At 43.0% G+C, this 25,882-nt stretch carries 28 protein-coding genes and 1 pseudogene; 24 read left to right on the forward strand and 5 right to left on the reverse strand.

Going from position 1 to position 25,882, the window contains the following annotated elements; all coding sequences use genetic code 11:
• Nucleotides 1-14: 14 nt before the first annotated feature.
• The 12 genes from ACESPQ_RS08670 (at nucleotide 15) to ACESPQ_RS08725 (ending at nucleotide 8,059) form a co-directional block, all read left to right on the forward strand.
• Nucleotides 15-458 (forward strand): hypothetical protein, encoded by a 444-nt coding sequence (locus ACESPQ_RS08670; RefSeq protein WP_002610740.1) that lies wholly within the window; start codon nucleotides 15-17, stop codon nucleotides 456-458.
• A 326-nt stretch (nucleotides 459-784) separates the two neighbouring features.
• Nucleotides 785-1,720, forward strand: a complete 936-nt coding sequence (locus ACESPQ_RS08675) for a hypothetical protein (protein ID WP_002610739.1) — start codon at nucleotides 785-787, stop codon at nucleotides 1,718-1,720.
• Entirely contained in the window at nucleotides 1,717-1,989 is a 273-nt protein-coding gene (locus ACESPQ_RS08680) for a hypothetical protein (protein ID WP_002610737.1), read from the forward strand. Before ACESPQ_RS08675 ends, ACESPQ_RS08680 begins: the two co-directional genes overlap by 4 nt.
• A gap of 72 nt (nucleotides 1,990-2,061) precedes the next feature.
• Nucleotides 2,062-2,220 carry a hypothetical protein gene (locus tag ACESPQ_RS08685; RefSeq protein WP_002610735.1) on the forward strand — a complete coding sequence of 53 codons (159 nt, stop codon included), beginning with the start codon at nucleotides 2,062-2,064 and terminating at the stop codon, nucleotides 2,218-2,220.
• Nucleotides 2,221-2,515: 295 nt separating this feature from the next.
• Nucleotides 2,516-2,812 (forward strand): hypothetical protein, encoded by a 297-nt coding sequence (locus tag ACESPQ_RS08690; RefSeq protein WP_002610734.1) that lies wholly within the window; start codon nucleotides 2,516-2,518, stop codon nucleotides 2,810-2,812.
• Nucleotides 2,809-3,321 (forward strand): hypothetical protein, encoded by a 513-nt coding sequence (locus ACESPQ_RS08695; RefSeq protein WP_002610732.1) that lies wholly within the window; start codon nucleotides 2,809-2,811, stop codon nucleotides 3,319-3,321. The genes ACESPQ_RS08690 and ACESPQ_RS08695 overlap by 4 nt, the downstream gene beginning before the upstream one ends.
• 266 nt (nucleotides 3,322-3,587) lie before the next feature.
• On the forward strand, nucleotides 3,588-4,121 hold the full coding sequence (locus ACESPQ_RS08700; protein WP_257338150.1) for a hypothetical protein: 534 nt from the start codon (nucleotides 3,588-3,590) through the stop codon (nucleotides 4,119-4,121).
• 61 nt (nucleotides 4,122-4,182) lie between these two features.
• Nucleotides 4,183-4,512 carry a hypothetical protein gene (locus ACESPQ_RS08705; RefSeq protein WP_002610728.1) on the forward strand — a complete coding sequence of 110 codons (330 nt, stop codon included), beginning with the start codon at nucleotides 4,183-4,185 and terminating at the stop codon, nucleotides 4,510-4,512.
• A gap of 398 nt (nucleotides 4,513-4,910) precedes the next feature.
• Nucleotides 4,911-5,891, forward strand: a complete 981-nt coding sequence (locus ACESPQ_RS08710; RefSeq protein ID WP_002610725.1) for a hypothetical protein — start codon at nucleotides 4,911-4,913, stop codon at nucleotides 5,889-5,891.
• Between the two features lie 347 nt (nucleotides 5,892-6,238).
• Nucleotides 6,239-6,724 (forward strand): hypothetical protein, encoded by a 486-nt coding sequence (locus tag ACESPQ_RS08715; RefSeq protein ID WP_109771600.1) that lies wholly within the window; start codon nucleotides 6,239-6,241, stop codon nucleotides 6,722-6,724.
• A 136-nt stretch (nucleotides 6,725-6,860) separates the two neighbouring features.
• Nucleotides 6,861-7,181 carry a hypothetical protein gene (locus tag ACESPQ_RS08720; protein ID WP_002610722.1) on the forward strand — a complete coding sequence of 107 codons (321 nt, stop codon included), beginning with the start codon at nucleotides 6,861-6,863 and terminating at the stop codon, nucleotides 7,179-7,181.
• A 287-nt stretch (nucleotides 7,182-7,468) separates the two neighbouring features.
• Complete coding sequence (locus tag ACESPQ_RS08725; protein ID WP_002610720.1) at nucleotides 7,469-8,059, forward strand: hypothetical protein; 591 nt, start codon at nucleotides 7,469-7,471, stop codon at nucleotides 8,057-8,059.
• Nucleotides 8,060-8,092: 33 nt separating this feature from the next.
• On the opposite strand, the gene ACESPQ_RS08730 is transcribed toward ACESPQ_RS08725, so the two are convergent.
• Entirely contained in the window at nucleotides 8,093-8,302 is a 210-nt protein-coding gene (locus tag ACESPQ_RS08730; protein WP_257311041.1) for a hypothetical protein, read from the reverse strand.
• Between the two features lie 142 nt (nucleotides 8,303-8,444).
• Here ACESPQ_RS08730 and ACESPQ_RS08735 point away from each other — a divergent pair, with 142 nt between their 5' ends.
• From ACESPQ_RS08735 to ACESPQ_RS08790, 12 genes and pseudogenes are all read left to right on the forward strand, one after another.
• Complete coding sequence (locus ACESPQ_RS08735; RefSeq protein WP_002610719.1) at nucleotides 8,445-8,936, forward strand: hypothetical protein; 492 nt, start codon at nucleotides 8,445-8,447, stop codon at nucleotides 8,934-8,936.
• 704 nt (nucleotides 8,937-9,640) lie between these two features.
• Nucleotides 9,641-10,087, forward strand: a complete 447-nt coding sequence (locus tag ACESPQ_RS08740) for a hypothetical protein (RefSeq protein WP_002610715.1) — start codon at nucleotides 9,641-9,643, stop codon at nucleotides 10,085-10,087.
• 3 nt (nucleotides 10,088-10,090) lie between these two features.
• Nucleotides 10,091-10,957, forward strand: a complete 867-nt coding sequence (locus tag ACESPQ_RS08745; RefSeq protein ID WP_002610713.1) for a hypothetical protein — start codon at nucleotides 10,091-10,093, stop codon at nucleotides 10,955-10,957.
• A gap of 35 nt (nucleotides 10,958-10,992) precedes the next feature.
• On the forward strand, nucleotides 10,993-12,624 hold the full coding sequence (gene mobP3 / locus ACESPQ_RS08750; RefSeq protein WP_257338155.1) for a MobP3 family relaxase: 1,632 nt from the start codon (nucleotides 10,993-10,995) through the stop codon (nucleotides 12,622-12,624).
• Nucleotides 12,621-14,642: a type IV secretory system conjugative DNA transfer family protein gene (locus tag ACESPQ_RS08755; RefSeq protein ID WP_002610709.1), complete on the forward strand. Its 2,022-nt coding sequence runs from the start codon at nucleotides 12,621-12,623 to the stop codon at nucleotides 14,640-14,642. Before mobP3 ends, ACESPQ_RS08755 begins: the two co-directional genes overlap by 4 nt.
• Nucleotides 14,643-14,725: 83 nt before the next feature.
• Nucleotides 14,726-15,865: a pentapeptide repeat-containing protein gene (locus ACESPQ_RS08760; protein WP_109771602.1), complete on the forward strand. Its 1,140-nt coding sequence runs from the start codon at nucleotides 14,726-14,728 to the stop codon at nucleotides 15,863-15,865.
• Nucleotides 15,865-16,971: a hypothetical protein gene (locus ACESPQ_RS08765; RefSeq protein ID WP_002610705.1), complete on the forward strand. Its 1,107-nt coding sequence runs from the start codon at nucleotides 15,865-15,867 to the stop codon at nucleotides 16,969-16,971. Before ACESPQ_RS08760 ends, ACESPQ_RS08765 begins: the two co-directional genes overlap by 1 nt.
• Before the next feature lie 46 nt (nucleotides 16,972-17,017).
• Nucleotides 17,018-18,304 carry a DUF3991 and TOPRIM domain-containing protein gene (locus ACESPQ_RS08770; RefSeq protein WP_008728848.1) on the forward strand — a complete coding sequence of 429 codons (1,287 nt, stop codon included), beginning with the start codon at nucleotides 17,018-17,020 and terminating at the stop codon, nucleotides 18,302-18,304.
• A 791-nt stretch (nucleotides 18,305-19,095) separates the two neighbouring features.
• Nucleotides 19,096-19,329, forward strand: a complete 234-nt coding sequence (locus ACESPQ_RS08775) for a hypothetical protein (protein WP_002610702.1) — start codon at nucleotides 19,096-19,098, stop codon at nucleotides 19,327-19,329.
• Between the two features lie 982 nt (nucleotides 19,330-20,311).
• Complete coding sequence (locus tag ACESPQ_RS08780; protein WP_233107250.1) at nucleotides 20,312-20,434, forward strand: hypothetical protein; 123 nt, start codon at nucleotides 20,312-20,314, stop codon at nucleotides 20,432-20,434.
• A 343-nt stretch (nucleotides 20,435-20,777) separates the two neighbouring features.
• Nucleotides 20,778-20,999: pseudogene (locus ACESPQ_RS08785) on the forward strand (riboflavin kinase); the annotation flags it as partial.
• A gap of 43 nt (nucleotides 21,000-21,042) precedes the next feature.
• On the forward strand, nucleotides 21,043-21,183 hold the full coding sequence (locus ACESPQ_RS08790; RefSeq protein WP_373144305.1) for a hypothetical protein: 141 nt from the start codon (nucleotides 21,043-21,045) through the stop codon (nucleotides 21,181-21,183).
• 603 nt (nucleotides 21,184-21,786) lie between these two features.
• On the opposite strand, the gene ACESPQ_RS08795 is transcribed toward ACESPQ_RS08790, so the two are convergent.
• The 4 genes from ACESPQ_RS08795 to ACESPQ_RS08810 form a co-directional block, all read right to left on the reverse strand.
• Entirely contained in the window at nucleotides 21,787-22,191 is a 405-nt protein-coding gene (locus ACESPQ_RS08795) for a hypothetical protein (RefSeq protein WP_233104820.1), read from the reverse strand.
• Between the two features lie 497 nt (nucleotides 22,192-22,688).
• Nucleotides 22,689-23,129, reverse strand: coding sequence for a large-conductance mechanosensitive channel protein MscL (gene mscL, locus ACESPQ_RS08800; protein ID WP_257335638.1), 441 nt, complete (start codon nucleotides 23,127-23,129; stop codon nucleotides 22,689-22,691).
• Between the two features lie 54 nt (nucleotides 23,130-23,183).
• Nucleotides 23,184-23,462, reverse strand: coding sequence for an HU family DNA-binding protein (locus ACESPQ_RS08805; RefSeq protein ID WP_257335643.1), 279 nt, complete (start codon nucleotides 23,460-23,462; stop codon nucleotides 23,184-23,186).
• A gap of 142 nt (nucleotides 23,463-23,604) precedes the next feature.
• On the reverse strand, nucleotides 23,605-25,882 hold a 2,278-nt coding region (locus ACESPQ_RS08810; RefSeq protein WP_373144266.1), incomplete at its 5' end, for a Rib/alpha-like domain-containing protein.

The following is a 25,882-nucleotide window of genomic DNA, read 5'->3' on the forward strand; positions in this document are numbered from 1 at the left end:
ACAGGAGGAAAGATATGCATTATTATGAAGTACAGTCACAATTAGTAGTTTTGAATAATGAGGATGCCTATGTAGCATCCGAAAAAGCCCTAAATGAATTTGACCTTTTGGTCATCGATAGTAAGGAACACGGATTCATTACTGTTTCTATCTCTCGGAAACTCACGAATTTTGAGGCGATTTCCATGCCATTCGAAATCAGTACCTATCTCATGAAGATGGATATCGAGGGATATTTGAAAAAGAAGAAAGCGGAAATCAGTGCAGATGTCATCCTTAAAAAGGTGGAACTCAAAGTCAAGGAGATACAGTATATGGAGAAACTGAAAAAATATCAGAGAGACCCGAAAGTAAAAGCATTACTGGATGAATATGATGCTTTACAGAAAGATACACCTATTCAAGCAGAAGCGGAAGAAAATACATATGATGGATTGTCATTGGATGACCTAGTCTAAACAAAGAAATCGGGAGAGACACCTCTCTCGATTTTTCTATCTCATTTTGATATCCGGCATTTGAATCAGTATATTAACTATGGCTGCGCCTCTACATGGCAAGTTGCCATGTAGCTATGGAATACCGCTTACGGTTCCTCAGTCAAGGACCGGGTCGTATTTTCCTTTGGAAAATCTCCACCCTGCCTTACGGCTCCTTGACTGCTCCACCTCCAGCGGTGTGAAGAAAGTGTAAGGTACATATCCTTACGATCGTAAGCGGTGACCCTGCAAGGAAAAGCAATAAAAGAAGATAATAGATAAAAATACATTTACGGGAGGCAAGCATGAATGAGAGTATCGTATTGAAAGGAATACATAACAAAAAAATAAAAAACATATTCATATTAGGACAGCCAAGGACTGGTAAGAGTACAATTGCTAAAAAATTATTGTCATATGGTGCTTTTAGTATCTTAGCAATGGATGAAGTAAGACATGCGTTTTATGCATGTGGGATACAGGATATATATGCAAAGGATAATAAGACCGAGGTGAAGGATACATATTCCACAGCTTTTTTAGAGTTTATAAAAAGCTATATCAAATCTTTTCGTCATAACAATCCGGATATCACCCTGATCATTGAAGGAATGGAAATGACCGTACAGGAAGTGGCTAAGGAATTTCCAGGGGATATCATCGTAGTTTTGGGAATAGATACATCTGATACACAGGTATTTTTTGATTTGATAAGAATGCAGGAACGCACGAACGGACATGCATGGACCAAACATATCACGGACGATGAACTGCATGAATGTATCGAATGTAGTATGCGATATTCTAAAGAAAACGAGAAAGCTGCAAGAAAACTGGGGATCGCATATTTTTCCTGCAATGGTCATCGGACAGAAGATTATGAAAGATCGATCATCGACTATATATTACGATCCATGTCTTCCGATGATATAAGGTCTTACCGTGAACATATGAATTTGATGGATCTATATCTTTTCTTAGATCTTACTGATCGTTTTGAAAACTATAACTATATTAAAAATATTTTGAAAATCGATTATTATCAGATCATCAAGGTAGGTCATCGTGATCTATTAGAGCTTCATGAGCTTCACCTTAGAGTCCCTATCTTATATCATGTCGATGACCTTAGCATATTTGAAAAACAAATATCCAAGCTTAGAGATTTGAGAAATACATCGAAAGATATCGTTATCGATATCTGTGGGAATATCGAAAACTTAGGAGGGATCACGAAATGAAACTGTTTATGATAAGTGGAAGGATAAAGGATATCAGGACAAGGATATCGGCAACCCAGCGAAGCTTTCTCAATATGCATATCTCTTCCAGTGACGGTGCGTCCTATGAAATATCGATATCCTATGAGCACGTATTCGATAACCGCCCTCTGGAGGTTGGCGATAGCGTGATGGCAAAAGGACAGATCATCTCCCATGAGAGTGAGGATGCATCCGGTGAGGTACATCTGTCCTATGAATTCATAGCAGATCACATCACGAGGTATTAGCCTATACTACCTGGCAACTTGCCAGGTAGTTTTCTCATGTACCAGATAGTCGAGAGAAAGGATATAGATAATATGAAATTATTCATTCTGATACAGATACTGTATATCATCTATTTATTATTGCGTATCAAACGGTACAAGAAGGAAATCACATTATATAAAAACCTGCGGCTCATGTATATTGAAATGATACAATGGTTGAATACCAAGCATCTGGAAGATAAAAAATAAGTATGATGACTCATCACGACTAAGGGAGAATGACGAAAAAACTCGATGCCATGAGATAGCTCCAGATCCTGCAATATCAGCGCTTCCCTTTTGGCTGCGCCTCTACATGGCAACTTGCCATGTAGCTATGGAATACCGCATCCGGCTCCTCAGTCAAGGAGCGGATCGTATTTTCCTAGCGGAAAATCTCCACCCTGCCTTGCGGCTCCCTGACTGCTCCACCTCCAGCGGTATGAAGAAAGTGTAAGGTATCCATCCTTACGATCGTAAGCGGTGACCCCGCAAGGAGAAGAATATGAAAAATATAGTGAACACGATCATCGGAAGCAACAACATTATAATCAGAAACAGCACGGTATCCCACATCAGGAATATCGAGACCCTTTCACAAGGTTGGAACTGGGTCGAATCTACAGAGGGCTCAGGCTTCTTACTATCGCCTGAGGGAGATAGCGTCGTCGATTATGTCCTGATCATAGGGACAAGTGATATCCGTTACCGTTTCCGTGATACGGAGTCATGGATGCTGTTCGTAGGAACGGAAAAAGAATTCAAGGATTTCATCTTGAAGAAAGTGAGAGATAGGATATGATCTCCATAAATGAAGATAGAAAAAAGTTGATGGACGATATACTGACACTACAGCAGAAAGAACTTGAAGCCTGTGATGATCTCCGAGCACTCTATATATCAATGCTCAACCATCACAATCATCACAATGACCATAGTTGTACGGAAAAAGGTGTCGATATCCGTGTAGGAGATATCTGTTATATCGATTTCGGAAATGCATTCATCGAAGAGATAGGCTTCCAGCATTTCGGACTCATTTTGAGCCTATGTAAAAATAAAGCGTATGTCGTGCCGATGAGTGGTAATGAACGGGCTTATGCGCAAGCCTATAGTAAGGATACCCTAAACGGCAAAAAACATCTGATGCGCCTGGAAAAGGTCGGTAGGATGAAGAAACGTTCTGTCTTATTCATAAACGATTCCAAATGGATAAATACCGCGAGGGTCATAGACGTAAAAGGACATCTGAAAAGAGACAGCCAGGTCTTTCGAGAAATCATGACCAGGGTCAAAGATATGATATCCTAGAGGAGCTCTCCTCTAGGGTATTTTATATACTGGCGAGCAGTTGATCAAGTAAAAAGATGCCGGATAGCTCTGCCGGCTCAGGTGCCGGCCAACTACATGGCAAGTTGCCATGTAGGTATGGAATACCGCACATGATTCCTCAGTCAAGGAGCGGGTCGTATCTTCCTGACGGAAGATCTCCACCCTGCCTTCGGCTCCTTGACTGCTCCACCTCGTGCGGTGTGAAGAAAGTGTAAGGTAAGTGGCAGCCCCACAGGAGATGGAAAATGAAAAAATTATATTACATGACGTATCATCAGCAGCTTGGTCAAGATACAAGATATTTTGCGGAAGGATTGATCGTGAGTGATGAAGATTTTCAACAAAAGACTCACTTCTCAATAGGTGAAGAATCCTACATCTGTTCGGCAGTTCCTTTGAACGATGCTGAAGATATCTATTATTTCTTACAGGATCTCATCCAGCGAGGTAAGACGACAAATATGCAGACTAAGAGATTACAGACCTTGGCATTACGTGAGTTTCTGAACGATGAAGCCGGAGATCTATATGCGATCCTTTGCGATAAAGTGCAGTACGGTATAACAAGGATACAGATGAAGAGAGAAGCCGGATACTCATTCTATGAGTTAGATGATCATTACGCAGATATCTGTAGGAAATACAACGCAAGCATGCTCGTTGAATTTGCATATCTACGACACACGGCCAACTATTGCTTTGCATTGCATGATGAGCTATTGAACATCGAAGTGATATTCAGTGACAGAGAAGCAAAGCTATCAAAAAGAAGGATATAAGGATATCATCTACAGGTGATAGTTCAAGATGTCAAACATAACAAATCTTGGAGGTGTGACGATGAATAAGGAGATTTTTGAATATGGCGGTCATCATTTTATTCCGGAAAGGCAGTTCACCAGAGAAGAAGATGATTTCTTTGTTATTTCACGCAGGCAGCGGAGAGATAAAGAACTCGGCTTTTGTAAGTCAGGCAATGGTTATGAGAGCAAGTATCCTTATTCTCCTGAGGACTTCTATGCTGTGTCACCGGAAAAGGAGTGTGACCTGTTCCGCTGTATGGAAAACGGAAAGCTATATCTGCCTTGTGAAAATGATCTACAGGAGTATGTGGAGGCAGAGAAATGTAAACTACCAAAATCAACACGACCGAAAGAGCGAATAGAGTAGAGCTGTCATACTCACAGAAACCGGATATCAGGATCCTTGCTGATCGATAGCTGCCGATGATGATGTTATCAGCAGCTTCCCTGATATGTTTAGGTCACCATATTGTAGGGTGATACTCCAAGCAGGAAGATCACTCTTTCTGTTACACGACTACATGGCAAGTTGCCATGTAGGTATGGAATACCGCACATGGTTACTCAATCAAGGAGCGGGTCGTATCTTCCTGACGGAAGATCTCCACCCTGCCTATGGCTCCTTGACTGTTCCACTTTGTGCGGTGTGAAGAAAGTGTAAGGTAGTTATCAAAAAGGAAGGAGTGCTTTTGAAAGGGTTGCGGAAAACGCCTTACGAATGTATAATTTTCTTAGATGGTATACAATAAAGAGAGGAGTAAAGAAATGGAAGAGCAGACAGCACTTGCCAATACGCTGGATCAAAACGAAAAGAACAAACAGCAGGCATACGACAGTTATTGTAAGAATATGTTGAGCAATAAGTCGATATTAGCATATATCTTGAAGAACTGTATCAAAGAATTTCAAAATATCCCCTTAGATGAGATACCAAGCTTCATAGAAAAACAGCCACGGATCGATGAAGTGATGGATGATCGGATCGTTGGAAAGAATGTAGAAGACGCGTCTATCCCCTCTGCAGTCATACGGTATGACATCCTGTTTGAGGCAACACTGCCAAATACAGGAAACACGAAGAAAGAAGAGATCGGTGTCATCATAAATCTCGAGGCACAGAATGAAACAGCGCGTCTGTCATATCCGTTATTGAGCAGAGCGATCTATTACTGCAGCAGGATCTTAGGAAAACAAAAGAACGCAGCGGATGGATTCCAGCATTCTAATTTCGGAGATATGAAAAAAGTATACTCGATATGGTTGTGTTTCCATCATCCAAAGGACATGGACAACGTGATCAACCGATACAGCATGCAGGAAAGCAGCATGATGAACGAGTATAGAGCACCGAAGGAAGATTATGATCTATTGGAAGCCATCATGGTCTACCCTGCCAAAGAATATGACTATGACGATGATGAGCATGGATTCCTGGAATTGTTGAACCTGTTGTTCATAGCCAAGCTATCGGCAGAAGAGAAAAAGAAGAAATTAAAGAATGATTACCGCATAAACATGACGAAGGAAATCGAAGAGGAGGTCGAGATCATGTGTAACCTGAGCCAAGGTATCAAAGAAGAAGGTAGAATCGAAGGACGTGCTGAAGAAAAGCTAACAAGCACGATCATGCATGTCCAGGCCATGTTAGAGAGATTCCCAGATATGACAGCTACAGAGGCGATGGATATCCTCAAGGTAGAAGAAGAACTGCGAGCAAACGTCTTAGAGATATTGAAAAAGGCATAGCATACAAGCGATAAAAGCAGAGGCACGAGCTTCTGCTTTTCTTATGCGATATAGAGCACACTGAGGATATCTTCTATAACATGGCAGATTGCCAGGTATCTTTTAGAATCCGCCTGAAGCCGTCAAGCAGCCTGCATGCGGGCTGGCTTTCTACATGGCAAGTTGCCATGTAGCTATGGAATACCGCTTGCGGCTCCTCAGTCAAGGATCGGGTCGTATCTTCCTGACGGAAGATCTCCACCCTGCCTTACGGCTCCCTGACTGTTCCACCTCCAGCGGTGCGAAGAAAGTGTATGGTAGACAGAGCTTACCAAGAGAGCGGAAGGACCGCATAGGAGGAAATGTAAATGGAAAAGCAAGAAGTGATCTCGATCGAAGAGCTAAAACAAGGTTTCTGTTCAGAAACGATGAAACAAGGATTCTTATGGTCTGGTCATTCAAAGAATCAGTTAGACGATTATTTAAAAACACGTAAGGAACGTGATCTACTTTATCTTGTATACTCTTTAATGAATCGGTGTGATCTTTATTTTAAAAAAATGGTATGTACTTATGATATGTGGATCGTCAACACCCGTCTTTATGGTGAATCATCATTTTGCCTAGTTTATACCATCTATACCATGAACAATAATCATTTAGATAAAAAAGATTCTATAGTTGCTTACTTAGAACATGAAGATGATACTTATGTCCTTGATTTCAAGGAATATAAAATGACAGTTTGTGAGGAAAGAAAAAGACAGCGTGATCATGATATGGAAGTCGGAAGATTCATATTACAGTGCTATGTCGATCTACTGAACGATCTGTTACAGGAAGTGGAGATATAGGGATCACAAACAGCTTTAGAAACATAATCGTTGTATCCCTACCATATCATGCATCCGATCACGATATAGCACTGCATGATGATCTATGACAGCTGCGCTTACAGAAGAAAGTGGTAACCCCGCAAAGGAGGACGGAATGAACTATCATAGGAACGATGAGGAAATGATGAGACAAGCAAAGGGCGATGAGCCGATAACGATCGACAAGCTGAATGACGAATTGGAAAGTCTGCTGGAGGAGCAGGCAGAAATGAGGAAGAGAAATGCATATTACATAAAAAACAAAACGATGATCGGATATGAAGGGCTGAGCGATGATGAGGCGAAAAAGTTAAAAGGCCGACCGGACAGTTACGGCTATTCAGAATTGGTATACTCCAGCCTTGATTTCGCTATCATCAGTGATAAGATAACCAATCTGAGAGTTCATATCAAACATCTGAAATGGACACAGTAGAACTGTGATTCCAAAAGAGAGCGAATCACCTGGCAAGTTGCCAGGTGATCGGATCCTCTATAAAAAGCAGCCGGCACATGAGCCGGCTTTCTACATGGCAAGTTGCCATGTAGCTATAGAATACCGCATCCGGCTCCTCAGTCAAGGACCGGGTCGTATCTTCTTGACGGAAGATCTCCACCCTGCCTTACGGCTCCCTGACTGCTCCACCTCCTGCGGTGTGGAGAAAGTGTAAGGTAAACAGAGCTTACCGAGAGAGCGGAAAGACCGCATAGGAGGAAATTCAAATGGAAACTTTCAAAATCAATATGAACGAAGAATTGAATGGAGTCGAACTGACATTCTCACAGAAACCGGATACCAGGATCCTGACCACATTGAAGGATGCCGGCTTCCGCTGGCATCGGGTCAAAAAAGTATGGTATGCGAAAAGATCAGAAACGACACTACAAGTCATTGCCGAACTGAAAGAAGGTTCCTCTGGAACAATAATAGACGATGGGCCAAAAGCAACGGATGTAGGATCAGAAAAAGAAAATCTTGACGGTGTGAAGGTCGGAGACCTATACGTTGCTTCCTGGGGATATGAACAGACGAACCTTAGCTTCTTCCAAGTCGTGAAGATATCAGCACATAATGCATGGTTCATCGAAGTCGCTCCAGAAATCAAAGAAGAAAGTGATGCAGCGTGGGGTTCTCGGACAGTCTCCTTCAGGACAGACGGAGGAATGCTTGCGCCAATCCATAAGCCGACATTCATCAAAGACCAGTTGCATGGAGACCGGAAAAGCACGAAAAACGGAACTATCAAAATGACTGAGTATGCATATGCCCATAAATATAACGGAAGCGAATTATATGAGAGCTGGTATGCATGATCAGTTAGACTCCTGACATATTCACTTTCTTCATTATTCCATAGCTGCCGATGGCAATGCCGGCGGCAGCAGCGCCCATGTGATCCATACCGACAGGAGAAAGATAAATCGAATTCTATATAACCCGGCAAGCTGCCGGGTTATGAGTTCTCTCTGCATAAAGCAAAGCCGGCATATCTGCCGGCAGGCTACATGGCAAGTTGCCATGTAGGTATGGAATACCGCTTCTGCTTCCTCACTCAAGGACCGGGTTGTATTTTCCTAGCGGAAAATCTCCACCCTGCCTTATGGCTCCTTGACTGCTCCGCCTTCAGCGGTGTGAAGAAAGTGTAAGGCAGCTACCTTACATGAAGTGAGTGGTGACCCCACGAGGAGGAATAAAAGCATGACGAATAAAGAATTGAGTATGAAGATAAGAAAATCGCTGAAAGAAGCAGGATACACACAAAAAGATATAAAAGTCTCTGTCCGTTCATCCCGATATGACACAGCCGCAAAAATCACGATCCATAATCCTCATATCGATAGACATCGAATAGAAAAGATCTTACGCCCTGCATATGAAGAGATCGATAGAGATGACATTACCGGAGAGATCCTGCAGGGAGGTAACACGATGCTATTTATCGAATATGAATATGGAATCTTTGAAGAGGTAGCACGGGAATGGATGGCGACTGCGAAAGGACTCATGCAAAGCAAAGCAGAGGTGACAAGAATTTTTGATGGTCTGTATTTGCTCGATCCAGACCACTGCGGAGCACTGGAGATCAGGCAACAGGACGAGAATACCAGTTGCACATATAGAGTGCATAGCATCTCTCATCTGTGTGAATTCCTCTACAAATTCGCAGAATTCAAAACGATCGCAGTATGATAGAGCGAGAAAGAAAACAGAAAAGATATGTTTGAAATGAAGTCATCGGAAAGATGGCTTTTTTACTTTCTTCATGATTCCATAGCTGCCGATGGCAGTGCCAGCGGCAGCAGCGCCGGTCTGATCTACGCCGGCGGGAAAAAGAGAAAGACACTTCTCTATGACCTGGCAAGTTGCCAGGTCATAGATTCAAGAAGTGATATACAGGAATCGAAATGATGATAAGGAGGGTAAAAAGATGAGGAAGAACAATATGTATCAAGACTTCGATCATGGTAAAAAACACTTGAAGGAGTATCAGAGATGGCTGGCTCCCTCCCGGGAGCCGCCACTTCACTAAAAACGCTGTTTTTAGTGAAGCAGGATAAGGGATTTTGTCCGACAAAATCCGGCGGGACAAACGGTCAACGACCGTTTTCTAAAAACAAAAAAGATGGGAAAATGCTTTATTTATCAGCTATTTTCGTATTTTCAAATCGTAAAATTATTGTAGGACATCTGTCAGACATTTGTCGGACTTTGTAGGACGATTGTCCGACATGTAAAAACACGATAAATAAAGGAGTTTGGAAAAAACTGTAGGACATACGTCCTACGATAAAATAGGGTTGTCCTACAATCGTCCTACACATTTTTATAAGATCTTTTTCTTCATCAAATAGATACCTGGCAACTTGCCAGGTTATAAAATTGGAGGTAAGAAAGTGAAAGAAAGAAAATCATTCCGCTTTAGCTTGGATACATTTCAAAAGCTGGATACTTTACAAGAATTAGAAAAACAGCAAGCAGAAAAATTCAATATTACGCCTAAATCGATTACCGCAATAGTTGAAGATGCGATTGCAGAGTATTATGTTTTGAAGCTGGATAAAGATACCGGGACAGACTATCTCACCAGAATGAATCTGATGATTCAGGATGCTCTGAAACAACAAAACCACCAAAGAGATATGACCCTCAATCATATCCTCCGCTATGCCATGATGTCTTATGAAGCTGCTGTCACCATGCTCAAAAATTTCAGGCTCTCCGATGAGGAACGTCCAAAGGATTTTGAAGATGCCAAGAATCTCGTTCAAAATCTGGACAGTATCTTTGAAGACAGCATCTTTGAAAAAGTTGCGAAAGAGCTTGGCGAGGAGGTCGATTGATCTATGCTTCTCCTTGATGCTTTTGATAGATTGAGTGATCTGCTGGAAAAGGGATTCTCCTGTTATCGAAGGATGCGTGGTTCCGATCCGAACGGCTTCAATTATGACATGCTCGAGAATTCTCTGGACGTCACCAGACGAGCTTATATGGATTGCCTCGAAGTTCATTTCGATCACACCCTGTTGGAACGTATCGAACGACAGTGTCAGAAAAAAGGCCAACAGGTATTCAGTGCTGACTTCTTGAATGATCTCATGGAAGCCTATATGGAGGAACGATTTGCGAAGCAACGATATTTTTTCGATATGGATGGCGTCCTGTTCAAGTTCGATAACACTCTGACTACGCTTGAGCCACTATATGAGGAAGGCTACTTCAGGAACCTTCCTCCTCATCGTCTCGCTGTCCACTGCCTGCAGGAATTATTGACAGAAGCCCCTGATCAGATCTATATCCTATCTCACTATATCGACTCTCCCTTCGCTGAACGTGAGAAGCGAGAGGTATTGCAGGAACTCTTCCCCTCTCTGGATCCACACAACGTGATCCTGGTCCCTTACGGAGAAAACAAGACAGACCATGTTCCGCTAAGAGTCAAAGAGAATGATTTCCTCATAGATGACTATAACCAAAATCTTGTATGCTGGAGAGATGCCGGTGGATATGCGATCAAATTCGTGAATGATATAAACGACAGACACGGATCCTGGAAAGGAAGCAGAGTCGAATATGATGATCCTGAGCTCATCAATTCCTTGAACCATATATTTGAATACGCTGTCACAAGTGAAGATCTGGCAATGACTCTGGAGCCTTATATGCAACAGAAGCTGGAGGTGCTGCGTTCACATGCTGATATCGGTCTTTGATCACATGGCAACTTGCCAGGTAGGAGATATCCGACATGAGTAAGGCTCACGTCATCAGCAAATTCCGCTTCCTGGAATGTGGGAAAGCTCCACCGAAAGGCTCTCGATTCAAAGGTACGATCTCTACTGCATCACTATTGGATTGGTACGAGTATACCGGCAGAGAAAAAGCAGCGGACGATAAGAAGGAACACAGTATGCATGAAGGTGGACTCTTAGGCTATACGAGCCAGGATGATACGACGCGTACCTTCTCCAGCGATGGCTGGCTGACGAAAGACAAGATGCCGGGATTCAAGAAGAAGATAGCCAAGGCATTCCATAAAGACGGCGATATCTGTTGGGATACTGTCATCTCTCTCAAGGACTATCAGGACTCCTTCCAAAGCAATATGTATGATGTCAACGATTATGCTGCGATCGTCTCCAAATCCCTGCCCGGATATTTCAATAGCATCGGTCTCGACCCGGACAACATGATCTGGTGGATGAACTATCACAACAATAAGAAGAATCCCCATATGCATATCGTGTTCATGGAAAAGGTCCATACCAGAACGCGTGGTAAGCTGGCGCAGAAATACCTGGACAAATATAAAAGCACCTGGTTGAAGGAATTAGGTCTCCGTCAGGAATTCACCAAGAGATACGAAAGAGCTCCAAAGGATGTCTTCAGGGAAAAGGATGCTTTACGTAAAACGCTGATCTCCGGGATCGACATGAGATTCCATGACCAGCTGCTCCATAGCTTCTACACGACGCTTCCGAAGAAAGGAAGACTCTCCTATAACTCCAAGAACATGAAGCCATACAGAAGACAGCTCAACCTGATCATCCGCTCCTTACTGCAGGATGAAGAGATACGACCGGCGTACGAAGAGTGGCTCGGTAAGGTCGAGATGCTGGATGATCTTCAGAACACGCTTGCGAACGAGAAGATCTCCCACTTCAAAAAAACAGAGCTGGACAAGCTCTATACCAGGATCGGGAATATGATCCTGGGACATGCGAAATATAAAGAGACGGAGCATAGACAAGAACATGAGCTATGGTTCTCAAAACAGAATATCCGTTATCAGGATGAACAGATATATCGTATCAAGCTCCAGGATCGTGCTGCTTGTATCGACCTGCCATCCGATGCAGCCCTGTTCCTGGATGAACGGGGCTTTTATCATGTCGAGATCGAACAAGACAAAAGCTACACGCTCCATCGGTATGCAAAAAATCTCGATGCCTGGAAAGATATCTCTGAAACAGATACATTGCAGATCGATAGAGACACCCTCTTCCGCTATATGCATGCGAAGGACATATCGTTATCCGAAGGTGAGCCTAAGATCTTTGTAGGTCAAGATAGCCGTATATCGCTCATGGATGGGACAGATGAGACCGCTGTGCCGCTTCTTACGGACGATCCAAAAGAGATACCTCCTGATCCACAAAAATCCTTGCACGCTCGATCAGAAGGTCCCCCTGCCCGTATGGGGATGAGGAAGAAATCGAAAGTGATCCATAAGCAAAAACTGAGTGCAGTCCTGAAAAAAGGCTCCAAGCGGATCCTACATCAGGACGCGCAGGAAAAAGAAAGAGATCTGGAAAGATTCATAAGAGAATATGAAGAACAACAGATCCGGAGTGAAGAAAGGGGAAAAGAATATATATGATACGAAAACTCATGATCTCTCTGCTCGGAATAGCTCTCGCAAGGATACTCTTCATCCTTGCGGCCATCAACCTGACCAATATGCTCGTATTCGACAGACTGGAGCCATCCTTCGATCTCAGTCTACTGGATCAGATCCCGCAGACAAGGGCGGTCATCGATATACTGACGGTACTCATCGCAGTCTTCATCCTTCTGGGGATGTTTTCGAAAAGTACCAAGAAGAAGCTGGACGATGACAAGAAGAATTTTACACATCTCTCCTCTATCCATGAAGCGAAGCGCAGTCTGACCAGAGTGCAATTTCATGAAGCAGATAAAGGAAAGTCAACCAAAGAAGATATACGATGGGTATTGAACGAAACATCCTTTCTGACGAAAGCCGATCGTATCCTGAACTATCCGAAGCTTCCTTATAATGCACTCCTGACATTCTTCCGGATCGATGACTGGCACAAGCTCAATACCGTAAGACATTGGGAGATAGATGGTAAGCCTGTCACACAGCGTGCCGGCCTCCCCATCTATATGCCGAGATTCCGGAAGCAGACGATCTTCGTCGATGCAAACGACAATCATTCTATTCTGATCGGTACGACGAATTCCGGTAAGACCTTCTCTGTCATCCTGCAGATGATCGAGCTCGTCTGTATGTCCGGTGAATGTGCCGTCATCAACGATCCCAAAGGAGAGCTCTACGAATATACGGCAAAGCAATTCGAAGAGGCCGGGTATGAGATCATCAAGCTGAATCTCGTCAATGCGAAGGCTTCCGATGCCTGGGCTCCCTTAGAACTGGCATGGGATACATGGAAGAAGGCCTATATGGATCATCAGGAGGCACTGAAGAAATGGAAAGCAGAAGAGACTACCTTCACACCTGCCGAGAAAGCAGAGTGGCTGGCCAGGATACCGGAGCCTGACTACTCTCAGGCGATCGAATTCCTCAAGGATCTTGCAAACAGTCTCACCTATGATCCGAATGTCAAGGATCCGTTCTGGAACGATTCCGCAAGGGACTGCATCATCGGGATGGCTGCTTTCCTGATGGAGGAAGCCGTCCGGAACGGAGATATGACAGATGGGATCATCAACTTCAAAGCGATCAAGCTGGGATTGAACTATGCAGATGTGAAGCTCACGAAGGAACAACAGAAGGCACTGCAGGTGCGCTCCGACAACATCCTGGGCGCAGTGTTGGAAAAATCAAGAAGGCTGGACGATACCAGTCATATGTATCTGATGGATTATTGTAATGCGCCGGAACAGACGCGGCAGAGCATCAAGAAGGTCCTTGCGACGAAGATCGATATCCTGACGATGAACGAACAGATCATGCGGATGACCTCCTATTCTGATTTCGATATGAAGGCTCTCGGACAGAAGAAGATGGTGATCTATCTGATCGTGCATGATGAGAAGAAGACCTACTATCCACTCGTCACGATCTTCCTAAAGCAGCTCTATGAGGTGATCATCAACGAAGCCAGAGGGAATAAAGGAAGACTCCCCATCCCTGTGAATGTCATATTGGATGAATTCGGTAACTGTCCTCCATTAAAGGATATCCAGAGCATGCTGACCGCATCCCGTTCCCGCGGTGTACGTTTCTCACTGGTCGTGCAGGATCTCTCTCAGCTAGGAGAAGTCTATGGAGACAAAGTAGCGACGACGATCCAGAACAACTGCTCCAATACCGTGTATATCTTAGGCTCTCAAATGGATACACTGAAAAGGTTCAGTGAGATGTGTGGTTCCAGACAGATATGGCTGCCATCGAAAAGCTGGTATGAGACGCGTCCTGTCATAAGCATCGATCGTCTACAAAAATTGAATCTTGGTGAAGTCGTCATCCACAGACAGAGGAAATCCCCTTTCATCGCAAGGATGATCCCTTATGACAGATGTAAGTTCTATAGAGGCAAGAATATGGATCCAAACGAAGAGAGATCACCAAAGCCGGCTGTCAGATGGATCGATATGAAGGCTCTATTATCGAATTATGGAGATGTTTTCTAACAACATGGTGATCTGCCATGTGTGTAATGACCATGAACACGATATTACCTGGCAACTTGCCAGGTAATGGAAAGGAGAAGAAAATGGAGGAAGAACAGATAAAGAGATTCGTACAAACGAATAGTGAGATATCATTGATGGATTTTTACAAAAGCTTGGAAAGACAGCAGCGAGAAGCCGGATATAGTATGCAAAAGACCAGTCTGATCTTTCCGCAGCGCCAGATCATCGAACTGGAAGGAAAGAGCTCCTGTAAGATATTCACTTCTTATTTCGAGAACTGTGAATTCATGAACCTGGAGCTAATGGATACGGCCGGATATGACCAAAGGATATTGGAGGGAAATATCTTCAAAGGCTGCACCTTCACGAACTGTAGAAACATCGCATCTATGAATGCATGTACGTTCATCGACTGTAATTTCAATGCCTGTGATCTCAGGCATACCTCATTCGTCCGCTGCAGGTTTGTAGATACGAGCGCAGGAGACTGCGATTTCCGGATGGCGAATTTCTCCCTCGCCGATCATGCAAAGCTGTATATCGCATATGAGACCTGCAAAGTAGAGGATACTCTGCTGCAGCCGCAGGTATCGGAAGAAGAGAGGAAGCAGACCGGCGATCCGATCAGAATGGATATCTTCCTCGATATGCTGGAGTGTTCCCTGAAACTGCTCCGTGATGCGATCCATCTCGACAGTGATGCGCAGATGACACTCGATCCGATCGCTCACGACCTGAATGCCTATATACAGATGACGCGAAAGGCGATGGAATCAGAAGGAATCCGGGAACGTGAGGAAACGGAGATATTGAACGATCTCGACGTGCATGAAGCATGGGCGAATCAGATCTGCCGCAAGACAGAGGAGATGCCTGTCATCGACTGGACGAAGAGCAATTACAGCAGGATGAACCTGAAGAACCGGAATCTGTCCGGTATCGACTTCACCGGTTCCCTCATGAAGAACTGTGACTTTACAGCCTGTAACCTCACCGGAGTCGATTTCACCGGCTGTAATCTCACCGGTGCCATATTTTTGAATGCGATCCTTGCGCAGAATACCTTCGATGGCGCAAAGCTGGAGGACATCAAGATCGATCAGAAGAACCTGCAGCTATTCGAAAATGCCGGCATCGCTGTGAATACGGACCAGACCGGCCCCATGAATATCTCTGTCAATCGCAGCGTCTTATCGAGGAAAGGAAATACGGCCGTCTGATGGAAGACAGATACCAACGCTATCAGAACACTGCCTTCACAAGCCAACAATGGTACATCATAAAAAAGGCGATCGATGAAGATATCGAAGTCAAGGATATCGCAGATCCAAGATTCAGCGTCGAACAGCTGACGCTACTCATAGACGCAAGGAGATCCGGTATCGACTTATCCGGATTGACAGATCCGGATATCAAGGAAGAACAGCTCAAACAGATATTGGAAAAGATAGCAAATGAGATGGGACTCTATGATGAGCATTATGAAAAGGTCAGGAGGAAGTGGCTCCGGAACATCACCTGGATGCTTCTCATCGGCTCTGTCCTCACGATCATCGTTTCTCTGCTCTATGTCACGAAGGATGAATGGCTGAAATACTTTGAAGAACTGTACCTGTCCTTCGATCGTGAGACCGTACAACTTGAGGCAGGAGAACCGTTCGAGCCAGCCTCCTACATCCGTTCTTATGATCCCGAAGCAGTGATCACCTTTCCGAATCGTGATGAGATCGATACGAAAAAGCCCGGCACCTATTGGGCAGTCTACCATATCAGCAACGGCAAGAAGGAAAAGGATATGAAGCTGCTCGTGGAAGTGAAGGACACCAAATCACCGGTGATCAGCTTGAACAGATCCAGCATAACTGTGTCTGATCGTTCCGAGCTGAAGGCGGAGGAATATATAGATTCTGTCATCGATATCGTCGATGGCGATCTTCGCAGGAAGACGACGTTCGAAATGACAGAAGACCAGATCGTTTATAAAGTGAGCGACGCACATGGGAACGAAGCACGGAAGACCTTGGATATCCATATAGAAAAGCCAAAAAGTAATGAGACAGAGAGCGTTCCAAAGACAGAAGGACCACAACCAGACACTCCACAGCAACAGGAGCAGGGGGATTCACCAATAGAAAAAGATATACCTGTTACGGCACAGGGCAGATCGTTTCCTTTCATAGAAGGCAAGACCTTCGATCAGACGTATCAGGAATGTATGGCAGCCGGTAATGCAGCAGTAAGCGCAGGCCAGGCAAATACGGCATCCTGTACCGTCTATGATGACGAGAATGGAATCCATAAAGGATACGTTTTAAATTTTGACTGATGATACCTGGCAAGTTGCCAGGTATTTTTTTAGGAGGTAAGGACACATGAAAGAGATCATCAACATCAGTATTCCAAAATCACGCTTCAAACAGAAGATCAAACAGGCGAATGGTACGAAGTACAGCCATCGCGTCATCCTTCCGAAGGAAGCAGGAGCTTATAAATATCATGTACTATTGATCAGTGAGGACTTCGTACAAGAGGATATCGACAATATAGACAACAACGTCCTGCATTTTTATGCAGATCGAGAGATCCAGCTGTCGCAGCATCACCGGACGCCGAACGGAGAGGATGTCTATGAGAAGATCAGAGTCATGCCGAAGGAATTGTACAAAAGCTTCTATGGAGAATACAAAGACAACAGCAGGAAGAGATTCACGAATGAAGAAGTAGAATATCTGAAGAAGAACATATCCGTGATGGATTTCCTACAGGATCGTGCAGGCTTCAGCTTCCAAAGACAGGGACAACATTATTATCGCTGTGATCAGCATAGTTCTCTCGTCATCGATACGAGGAACAACGCTATGTTCTGGAACACCGAGCATATCAATGGATCCGCATTGGAATATTTGAGAAAGGCAGAAGGCAAGACGTTTCCAGAGGCGATGAATATCCTGATCGAATATCATAACGGACTTGCGCCTGACAAGAAGCAGTATATCGCACCGAAATATGAGCAGATAGAATTCAAGCTTCCGGATTCACAACAGAATATCTCGAAGATCTATGAGTATCTATGTGACAAGCGAAAGATCGACCGTGACCTCATCAAGCGATTCGTCGATGACGGTAAGATCTATCTGGATGCAAAAGGAAATTGCGTCTTCGCATGTGAGAACTACAAAGGAAAGGTAGATTCCGCCTTCGTACGTTCGACCTATTCAGGCTTTCGGGGAGATGTCGGTGGAGGAAATAAGTTTACCGGATTCTTCATCGAAATGGATCCAAAGGCTACGAAGCTTGTCCTGACAGAAGCCTATATCGATGGGTTGTCTTATATCACGGCCAAGAAGCAAGCCGGTGAGAAGATAGACTTCAATGTGCTCGCATGCGACAGCTGTAATGTCATGAATGAGACGTTCCGCGTAAATTATCTTACCCGACCTGTCTTGAATCAGAATATCGATACTGTCATACTTGCATCGGATAACGATAAAGCAGGCAGAGCTGCTGCGGAAGAGTTCAAAGCATTCGTCCGACCATTTCATAGGATACAGAATGTCATCGATGATCTTCCATCCCTTGGTTCTGACTGGAATAAGGACCTGCAGAAGATATATGAGAACCCGGAAGCAGTTCCGGAAAAAGCAATCATGTTGAAATAGCTCTTATTTCTCCTAAGATATTGACCCTTATACAAAGGATCTTCAGCATTATGGCGTCGGCCTGCTTATCGTGGAGCCGCACTGGTGGGAGTTCAAAAGCCTATCTATTGTGATTTACAAATCGAGACGAAGTTCATCTGAAGGTGCAGGATAGGTCATAGGAGAAATCTGGAAGCAGATATCCTGTCGGGTCTGACGGACGGTACGGATCGTTAGAGAATAGTGATGGCTTCATCATGATCTCGTAGTCATCCTATCAAACAACGTACGCATTTTTTAATAATCTAGAATTTATATACATATGGATATGTAATATACTTTTTTTTGTTCTCTACTCCTTTCGGAATATATCCCTACAGAGAGTCAGGTAGGTATATTCCGGCTTTTTATTTGTTGTTTCAAAATGATTGCAAAATATTATTAATATGATAAAATAGCATAGGCATTGATATGCTACTGCCTAGGTATCGTACAATGCATAGCCATTTGGCAAAGTCCGGGTAAAACCGGATTTTTTATTGCTTATGACACAAAAATGTTCATAATATGTTTACAAATGTTCATATAAGCTATATAATGATTACGTTGCCGCTCATTGAAAAGAAAGGGATACCTAGGCAGTATTTCGCGGCACTTGACCACCTTAATGGTGGTCTTTTAATTAACCGTTATCAAACGTTTAATCTTTTATCAATAAGTATTATAATAAGCCTAAATAGGCATCTAATTCCTCCATATCATATATTGAGATGCGCAGATGTATCTCAATAACACGTAAGGAGGAAATATATATGTGTAACAGATGTGAATGTAATGATTATGACTTTTATGGCTTTAGCGATTATGATTTCGACAGATTCGACTGGAACAGAGGCTATAGTTGCTATAATGACTATGGCAGAAATGCATTGAATGAAGCGGAGCGAGTAGCTCGTTTTGCAATGCGTCGTGACTGTAGAGAAAATCGCTGCGCACGTCAATTTGTACGCTGCATGAGGAATGCTCGATGCGGATCTAATTGGTAACTAATTTATTATTAACTATTCGTTCACCCTCATTTAGCTTTTAACTGTGTATTTGCGATTTCATCAGTAAAATATGAGAATACTTGTAAATGAATTATCCTACTATTGACTCCTGCCATAAGGTGGGAGTCTTTTTATCTTGAACATAAAAGATAGCTGATGTGTAAATGCGAAAATCACACCCTATATAAAGATAGTTTTGTGCTCTCTGATCATTGGGAGCTTATACTATATAAAATTAACATAATCTGACAGAAAGGTGTGAATGAACGAAGCATGAAAAAGATCAATCTAGATAAAAATGTCTATGAAGCGTTGCTAGAACGTCTTCATTTTATCTTTCAGGAATTTGAAAATATCTATATCTCCTTTTCCGGAGAAAAGATAGTGGTCTTTTATTGATATCCTGTTGGATTTTAGAGACCAGTATTAAATAATAGGAGTTTTCATCAGGACTTTGAAGCACAGCACAATGCAACGACTGATTATAGAAGAGGCCTTTCGGATGCTGGAAAAGCGTTCGCATCTCGGACTTTACTGGGTCTGTCTCCCTGTGCAACACGCTCTGCCTTGAGCAGCTATGAAATGTACTGGTACCCATGGGATAATAAGAAGGAAGATATCTGGATCCGTCCAATGCCTCAGCACGATTATATCATCAACCTAGAACAAATATCATGACATCCTAACACTATAAGATGCATCAGGGGGTCTTACTAAGCAATTTTGCAGATGGTACCGGTTGTCTCATGAAAATAGGAAAACGATCTGCCGGTTGGGGATAAGGGCAGATTAATCCTTGCAGCGATACAGTGGTTTCATCAATAAGAAATATAGCTATAAGCAACGATGCTGGATCACGCAGCAAAGCCGCTTCACCGTTTCAGGACTATGCCAAAGAGGCACTCATCTTTACCGAGTCATCTGTCCTGAAATCTAGGTCAAGCTCATCGGATGTATCAGAGGAGCGTATTTTACTGCTATATATGCTAAGACGAAGGCATTCGGATACCGTCATATAACATTTTCGAAGGGACATACATGCACAGTTCATACTGGCAACGTTGCCACCATAGTTGTGTCGCAACTATATCAAAAAATTTAACAATTCCATCTGATTTCGGCATACAGTCGGAGGTGGGCATGAAGCGAAGTTTGAGAGAAATCAAGAATGTGTTTATGTCTATCCTACGGGACATTAAGAAAGAGATAGACAGCGGCGAACAGCCGGGGGAAACTGTCATTGACACCATGTTTTAAAATACCCAGAACGCCGTACAGAAGCAGAAACAGGAATTACATACCGTTGATGATGTGACAGCGTTGATTACAGAGCAGATAGAAAAGGTCATGCTGCTGGAAAAGGAAACTAGCGAACAATTCCAGCAGTTTTTATGTTAGATTTCCGAATTGTTTCCGAAATATTCTCATTTTATTGCCAATTAAAAATGGTATTTCCGTTTTACGAAACGAGTGGAATTGTAGTCCATGGGCGGAGAATTGGAAAACTGATAGGTTTGCCAACGGCAAATCTGAAAGTTGAAATGGACACGGATTTGCCGGAGCCGGCTGTGTATATATCAAAGGTTTTTCTCAAAGAGAAAACGCTCTATGGAATCACGCATATAGGAGCGCGATCAACAGTTGACGATAGTCAAGAAATATCTTTTGAAACACATTTTGAATTTATTATAAGAAATATACGGACTCAAAATGAAAGTACAGTTGTTTTCCAAAATCCGGATTCCACAAAAATCCGACGAATTATCCTTTCTTATAGAGCAGATCAGAAAAGATTGTTTGATCGTACAGAAATACTGGGGAATAAAACAGCTTGCTTCCGATTTTTTATAGATATTAGGAAACACCAAGTAAAGCTATGCAACCATAAAATAATCTTGTCCGCTAAAGAATTTGATGTCCTGTATTTATCATATTCAAATCTAGATGTTGCATTTATGATAAAACAAATCTATGAAGTAGTCTGGCATGATTCGGCAAATGGTATTTATCATGCAGTAAAAAATACAGTTTTTTAAACAAGAAAACGGATTAAAGCATTTTCAGCGAATCATGATTATATAAAGACAATCGTTGGATATGGTTACAAATATAATGCGTAATAGCAAAGTCAGTCGAGTCAATCAGCACAAGATGAGCAGTGCATAAATGTGCTGCCGTTGACAGTCCTGCCCGCCTTTGCTGACAGGCGATCAAGGCAGGAAAGCCCTTAAAATGGTTTCCAACACATTTCAATTTTATAAGAAAAGTTTAAATTTTTTTCTGGATGCAAAAAACCCGCACAAAACCTGGTGTCTGTACGGGCTTAAAGCCATCTTATATTCAATGATTGAAAGGCAAACGATAAAAGAATCTACTGCTCCTCCTATTCGTTTCCCATCTTTCCTTCTTCACTTCAATGTTCATAAAATGATAATCTTTATCTCAGCTGTCAATTCATCCAGCCTGTTTATTTTCTATCTCGTCAGTATATATATCCTGCTGTTGTCTCTGCTCATCTTTCCACTGTTTTCGGATCGGATATGAATATTTATAAAATGTCGAGAGTGCCATTCCAATATTCATACAATATTCTCCCAGAGGGCGCTTGCTATCCAGACATGCCCTGATATTTACTTCAAAATCTTCCGGAATTTGTACACGTGGTCTACCGTATACACCATTTCCTTCCCGTTTCCTCTTTAGTGCATTCTGGATTCCTATTTTTTGACGCTCTTTTAGGCACTGATAATACCAGTCCATGAATTCTCTGCAGAACTGATATACCAGAACAGCATCTGCACTCTTATTCTCCTTGATAAAAACTACATCTTCCTGTGCATACTGTTTCAGTTTTTCCATGACATTATCCCCTAAGCATGTCATGGACAAAAGTTCCATTTTCCTACCTGCCATCGTTTTTTCTTCCCTCCTACTGCAATCTTTTCATTGCTTCTACGATGTTCATTCTCACAATCATTTCAAAAATTCTTTCAAACATGCTGTTAAAAAATAGAGCTGTTACAGGCGCATGATACTATCTTTGACTGTTTTACTGAGAGGTTTCATCAGCTGATACGAGTACCTTTTTGAAATTCCCTCATGCAAAGATCATGTATCTATTATGAAAGGGAAACACGATACCTTCTTCCAGTATCAAAATAACTGTATAGGGAATTGTTTATTTTGATACGAAGTGAAAGCATTGCATGAGACCTGATATAATATGGAAAACAACATGAGAGCTAACAGACGAACTGTATACCTCCCTTGTTGCTTTGTAAATAATCCTCGATTTCTTAAATGACTGGTACCATTTTTGTGACAAAAGATCAAGTATCGTTTTTTTAGTCGAAATATTATTTTATAGAATGCCATTTCTCATTTCTCGATATCAGGTCGCGTATTTCTCTTAAAAGAACTGCTTCCTCAGACGGCTCAACAGCTGCCGGTTCTGGAATGCTCTCTTCTTTCTTTCGGCAGAATTTGTTGATGATCCGGATGATCGTAAAAATCACCAGTGCAATCAGCAGAAAATTGATGATATTCTGGATGAATCTTCCGTAATAAATGGCTGCTTCCGCTACATCTCCTGATGCCGGAGTGATAACATAGCGCAAACTTGTAAAATCGATTCCTCCAAACAGGATGCCGATAGCAGGCATGACGATGTCATTCACAAGAGAGGTCACGATTGCAGTAAAAGCCCCTCCAATGATAACACCGACTGCTAAATCAATCACACTTCCACGAGAAATGAATTCCCGAAACTCGGTAAAAAATCCTTTTGTCTCTTTCAAATTATTTTCCTCCTTTCCTACAAAATATCTCGGCATAAATAACACGCTATGGGATTACTGTTGTTCTATTTTTTCTTTTAATGCCTTTCCAGGCTTAAATTTAGGTGAAAAGTGCCCCGGTATGGTAAGTTTTTCCCCTGTTTGCGGATTACGGCTGTTCCTTTCGTTTACAAATCGTGCCTCAAAGGTTCCGAATCCTACAATCTGTATTTTTTCCCTTTGTGCCATCTTATCTCCGATGAGTTCGATAAACTGATCTATGATTCCCTTTGTAACTTCTGAAGAAATCCCCTGTTTATATGCGATTTCTCTAATGATTTCATTTTTATTCATAAATACTCCTCTTGACATTATAAAGTGCTTTTCCTATCGATATCTTCTTTGGCTATGAAGTTTTGAATGAAAACAGCACAGCACCCTCTAAGAAGAGTACTGTGCTGAATCAAGTCGTTATGCTATACAATCGTTGTTTCTTTTACTGTTTCTCGTCAACTTTTCTGCGTTTTCTCACAAAGAATAGTCCGGCAAGGGTCGCAATAGAGCCAATCGCTGCTGCTGTATGCACACCTAGATTTGTAAAGTCGCCAGTCTTTGGTCCAGAAGTTGTGACCTTCGTCACCTTGTTCGTCTGCGTATTCTGCTGATTGTTAACCGGAGTTACTGTACTTGCAGGTTTTTCCACTGTGACTTTCACGGTTACCGTTTCCTTGCTTCCATCAGGATATTGGATTTCTAATGTTCCCTCATATTCTCCAGGTTTATTTGGATCAATAACTCCCTCTGGAGTGATATCTTTAATTTTGGTTCCTTCTGGAAGGTCCTCAAGATTTGTTACATTATCCGTTAAATCAGGGTTTTCTCCCGGCTTTATGATTTCCGGTTTCGTCTCCGGATCGTATTTATCCGCATCTGTACGCGGATCTGTCACATTGACCTTTACTTCCACTTCTTCTGTTGTTCCATCCGGATAAGTTACTACAATGATGCCCGGTGTTTCCCCTGGCTTATCGGTGTCTACCGGTGTCTTCCATTCGTACTTCGTATCCTCTGGAAGGTCGTCTTTGTTCTTAATTCCATCTTCTGGATTCGGTTTTTCTCCAGTATCAACTTTAACATCTTGTCCTTCCGGAGTGTATTTGTCTGCATCTGTACGTGGATCTATTACATTTACTGTTACTTCCACCTCATCCGTTGTTCCATCTGGATAAGTCACCACAATCGTTCCTGTAGTTTCTCCAGGTGTTTCTGTATCAATCGGTTCTTTCCATTCATACTTCGTATCCTCTGGAAGGTCATCTTTATTTCTGATTCCATCCTCTGGATTTGGAGTTTCTCCCTTATTGACATTGACTTCCTGTCCCTCTGGAGTATATTTTTCTGCATCTGTCCGATTGTCATTTACAATAACATCCACCGTGACCTGATCCGTAGAACCGTCTGTATATGTTACAACTACAGTTCCTGATGTCGTACCCGGTGTACCGGTATCTACTGGTGCAGCCCATCCATAGGTTGTATTTGCTGGCAAGTCTGCTTTGTTGGCAATACCATCTGCTGCATTTGGCTGACTTCCTTTGTCGACTGTGATTGCCTGTCCTGCCGGATCATATGCATCTGTTGCCAAGCCATAGTTGACCGTTACAATGACTGTATCGTTTGATCCATCTGCATAGGTCACTTTCACATTCACTGGCTGATTCTGTCCTGTCGTTGGAATCGCATCTACTGCCACGATCGACTGTATCTTCTCGGCTGGTGCATCTGTCGTTACGACACCTATGACTTCATCATTCGTAGCTGTCTGTCCATATGGTTTGTTTACAACTCCCCCCTGTGCTGTATACAGTTCTGTATCGGTCGCATTCTCATTTACAATAACGTCCACTGTTACCTGATCCGTAGAACCGTCTGGATACGTTACTACGATTGTTCCCGAGGTTGTTCCTGGTGTACTGGTATCCACTGGTGCAGCCCATCCATAGGTTGTATTTGCTGGCAAGTCTGCTTTGTTGGCAATACCATCTGCTGCATTTGGCTGACTTCCTTTGTCGACTGTGATTGCCTGCCCTGCCGGATCATATGCATCTGTTGCCAAGCCATAGTTGACCGTTACAATGACTGTATCATTGGTTCCATCTACATAAGTCACTTTCACATTCACTGGCTGATTCTGTCCTGTCGTTGGAATCGCATCTACTACCTCTCTCGATTTTACTTTCTCATCCGGTGCATCTGTCGTTACCTCTGCGATGACTTCATCATTCGTAGCTGTCTGCCCATATGGTTTGTTTACAACTCCCCCCTGCGCCGTATACAGTTCTGTGTCAGTAGCCTGTGGTGTCGTGTCAACGACATTGACTGTAACTTCCACTTCTTCCTTGCTTCCATCTGGATAGGTTACTACAATCGTTCCTGTGGTTTCTCCCGGTGTATCCGTGTCCACTGGTGTCTTCCAATCATACGTTGTTCCTTCCGGAAGATCGTCTTTGTTCTTGATTCCGGCTTCTGCGCTTGGGTCTTCGCCTTTATTGACATCCACCTTCTGTCCTTCCGGAGCATAGGCATCCTTTGCTTCCCCGTAAGCGATCGTTACGGTAGCATCTTCCTTGGTTCCGTCTGCGTAGGTTACTTCCACGGTCACGGTCTGGTCTGCACCATCTGCAGTTGGAGTAGGAATCTCACCTTTGATCGCTTTGGATTTCACTTTCTCTGCTGGTGCCGGAGCCTCTTGGCCATCCTTGGTTTCTGTTACT

The sequence above is a fragment of the Clostridium sp. HGF2 genome (assembly GCF_964240115.1).
Lineage (GTDB): Bacteria > Bacillota_I > Bacilli_A > Erysipelotrichales > Erysipelotrichaceae > Clostridium_AQ > Clostridium_AQ innocuum.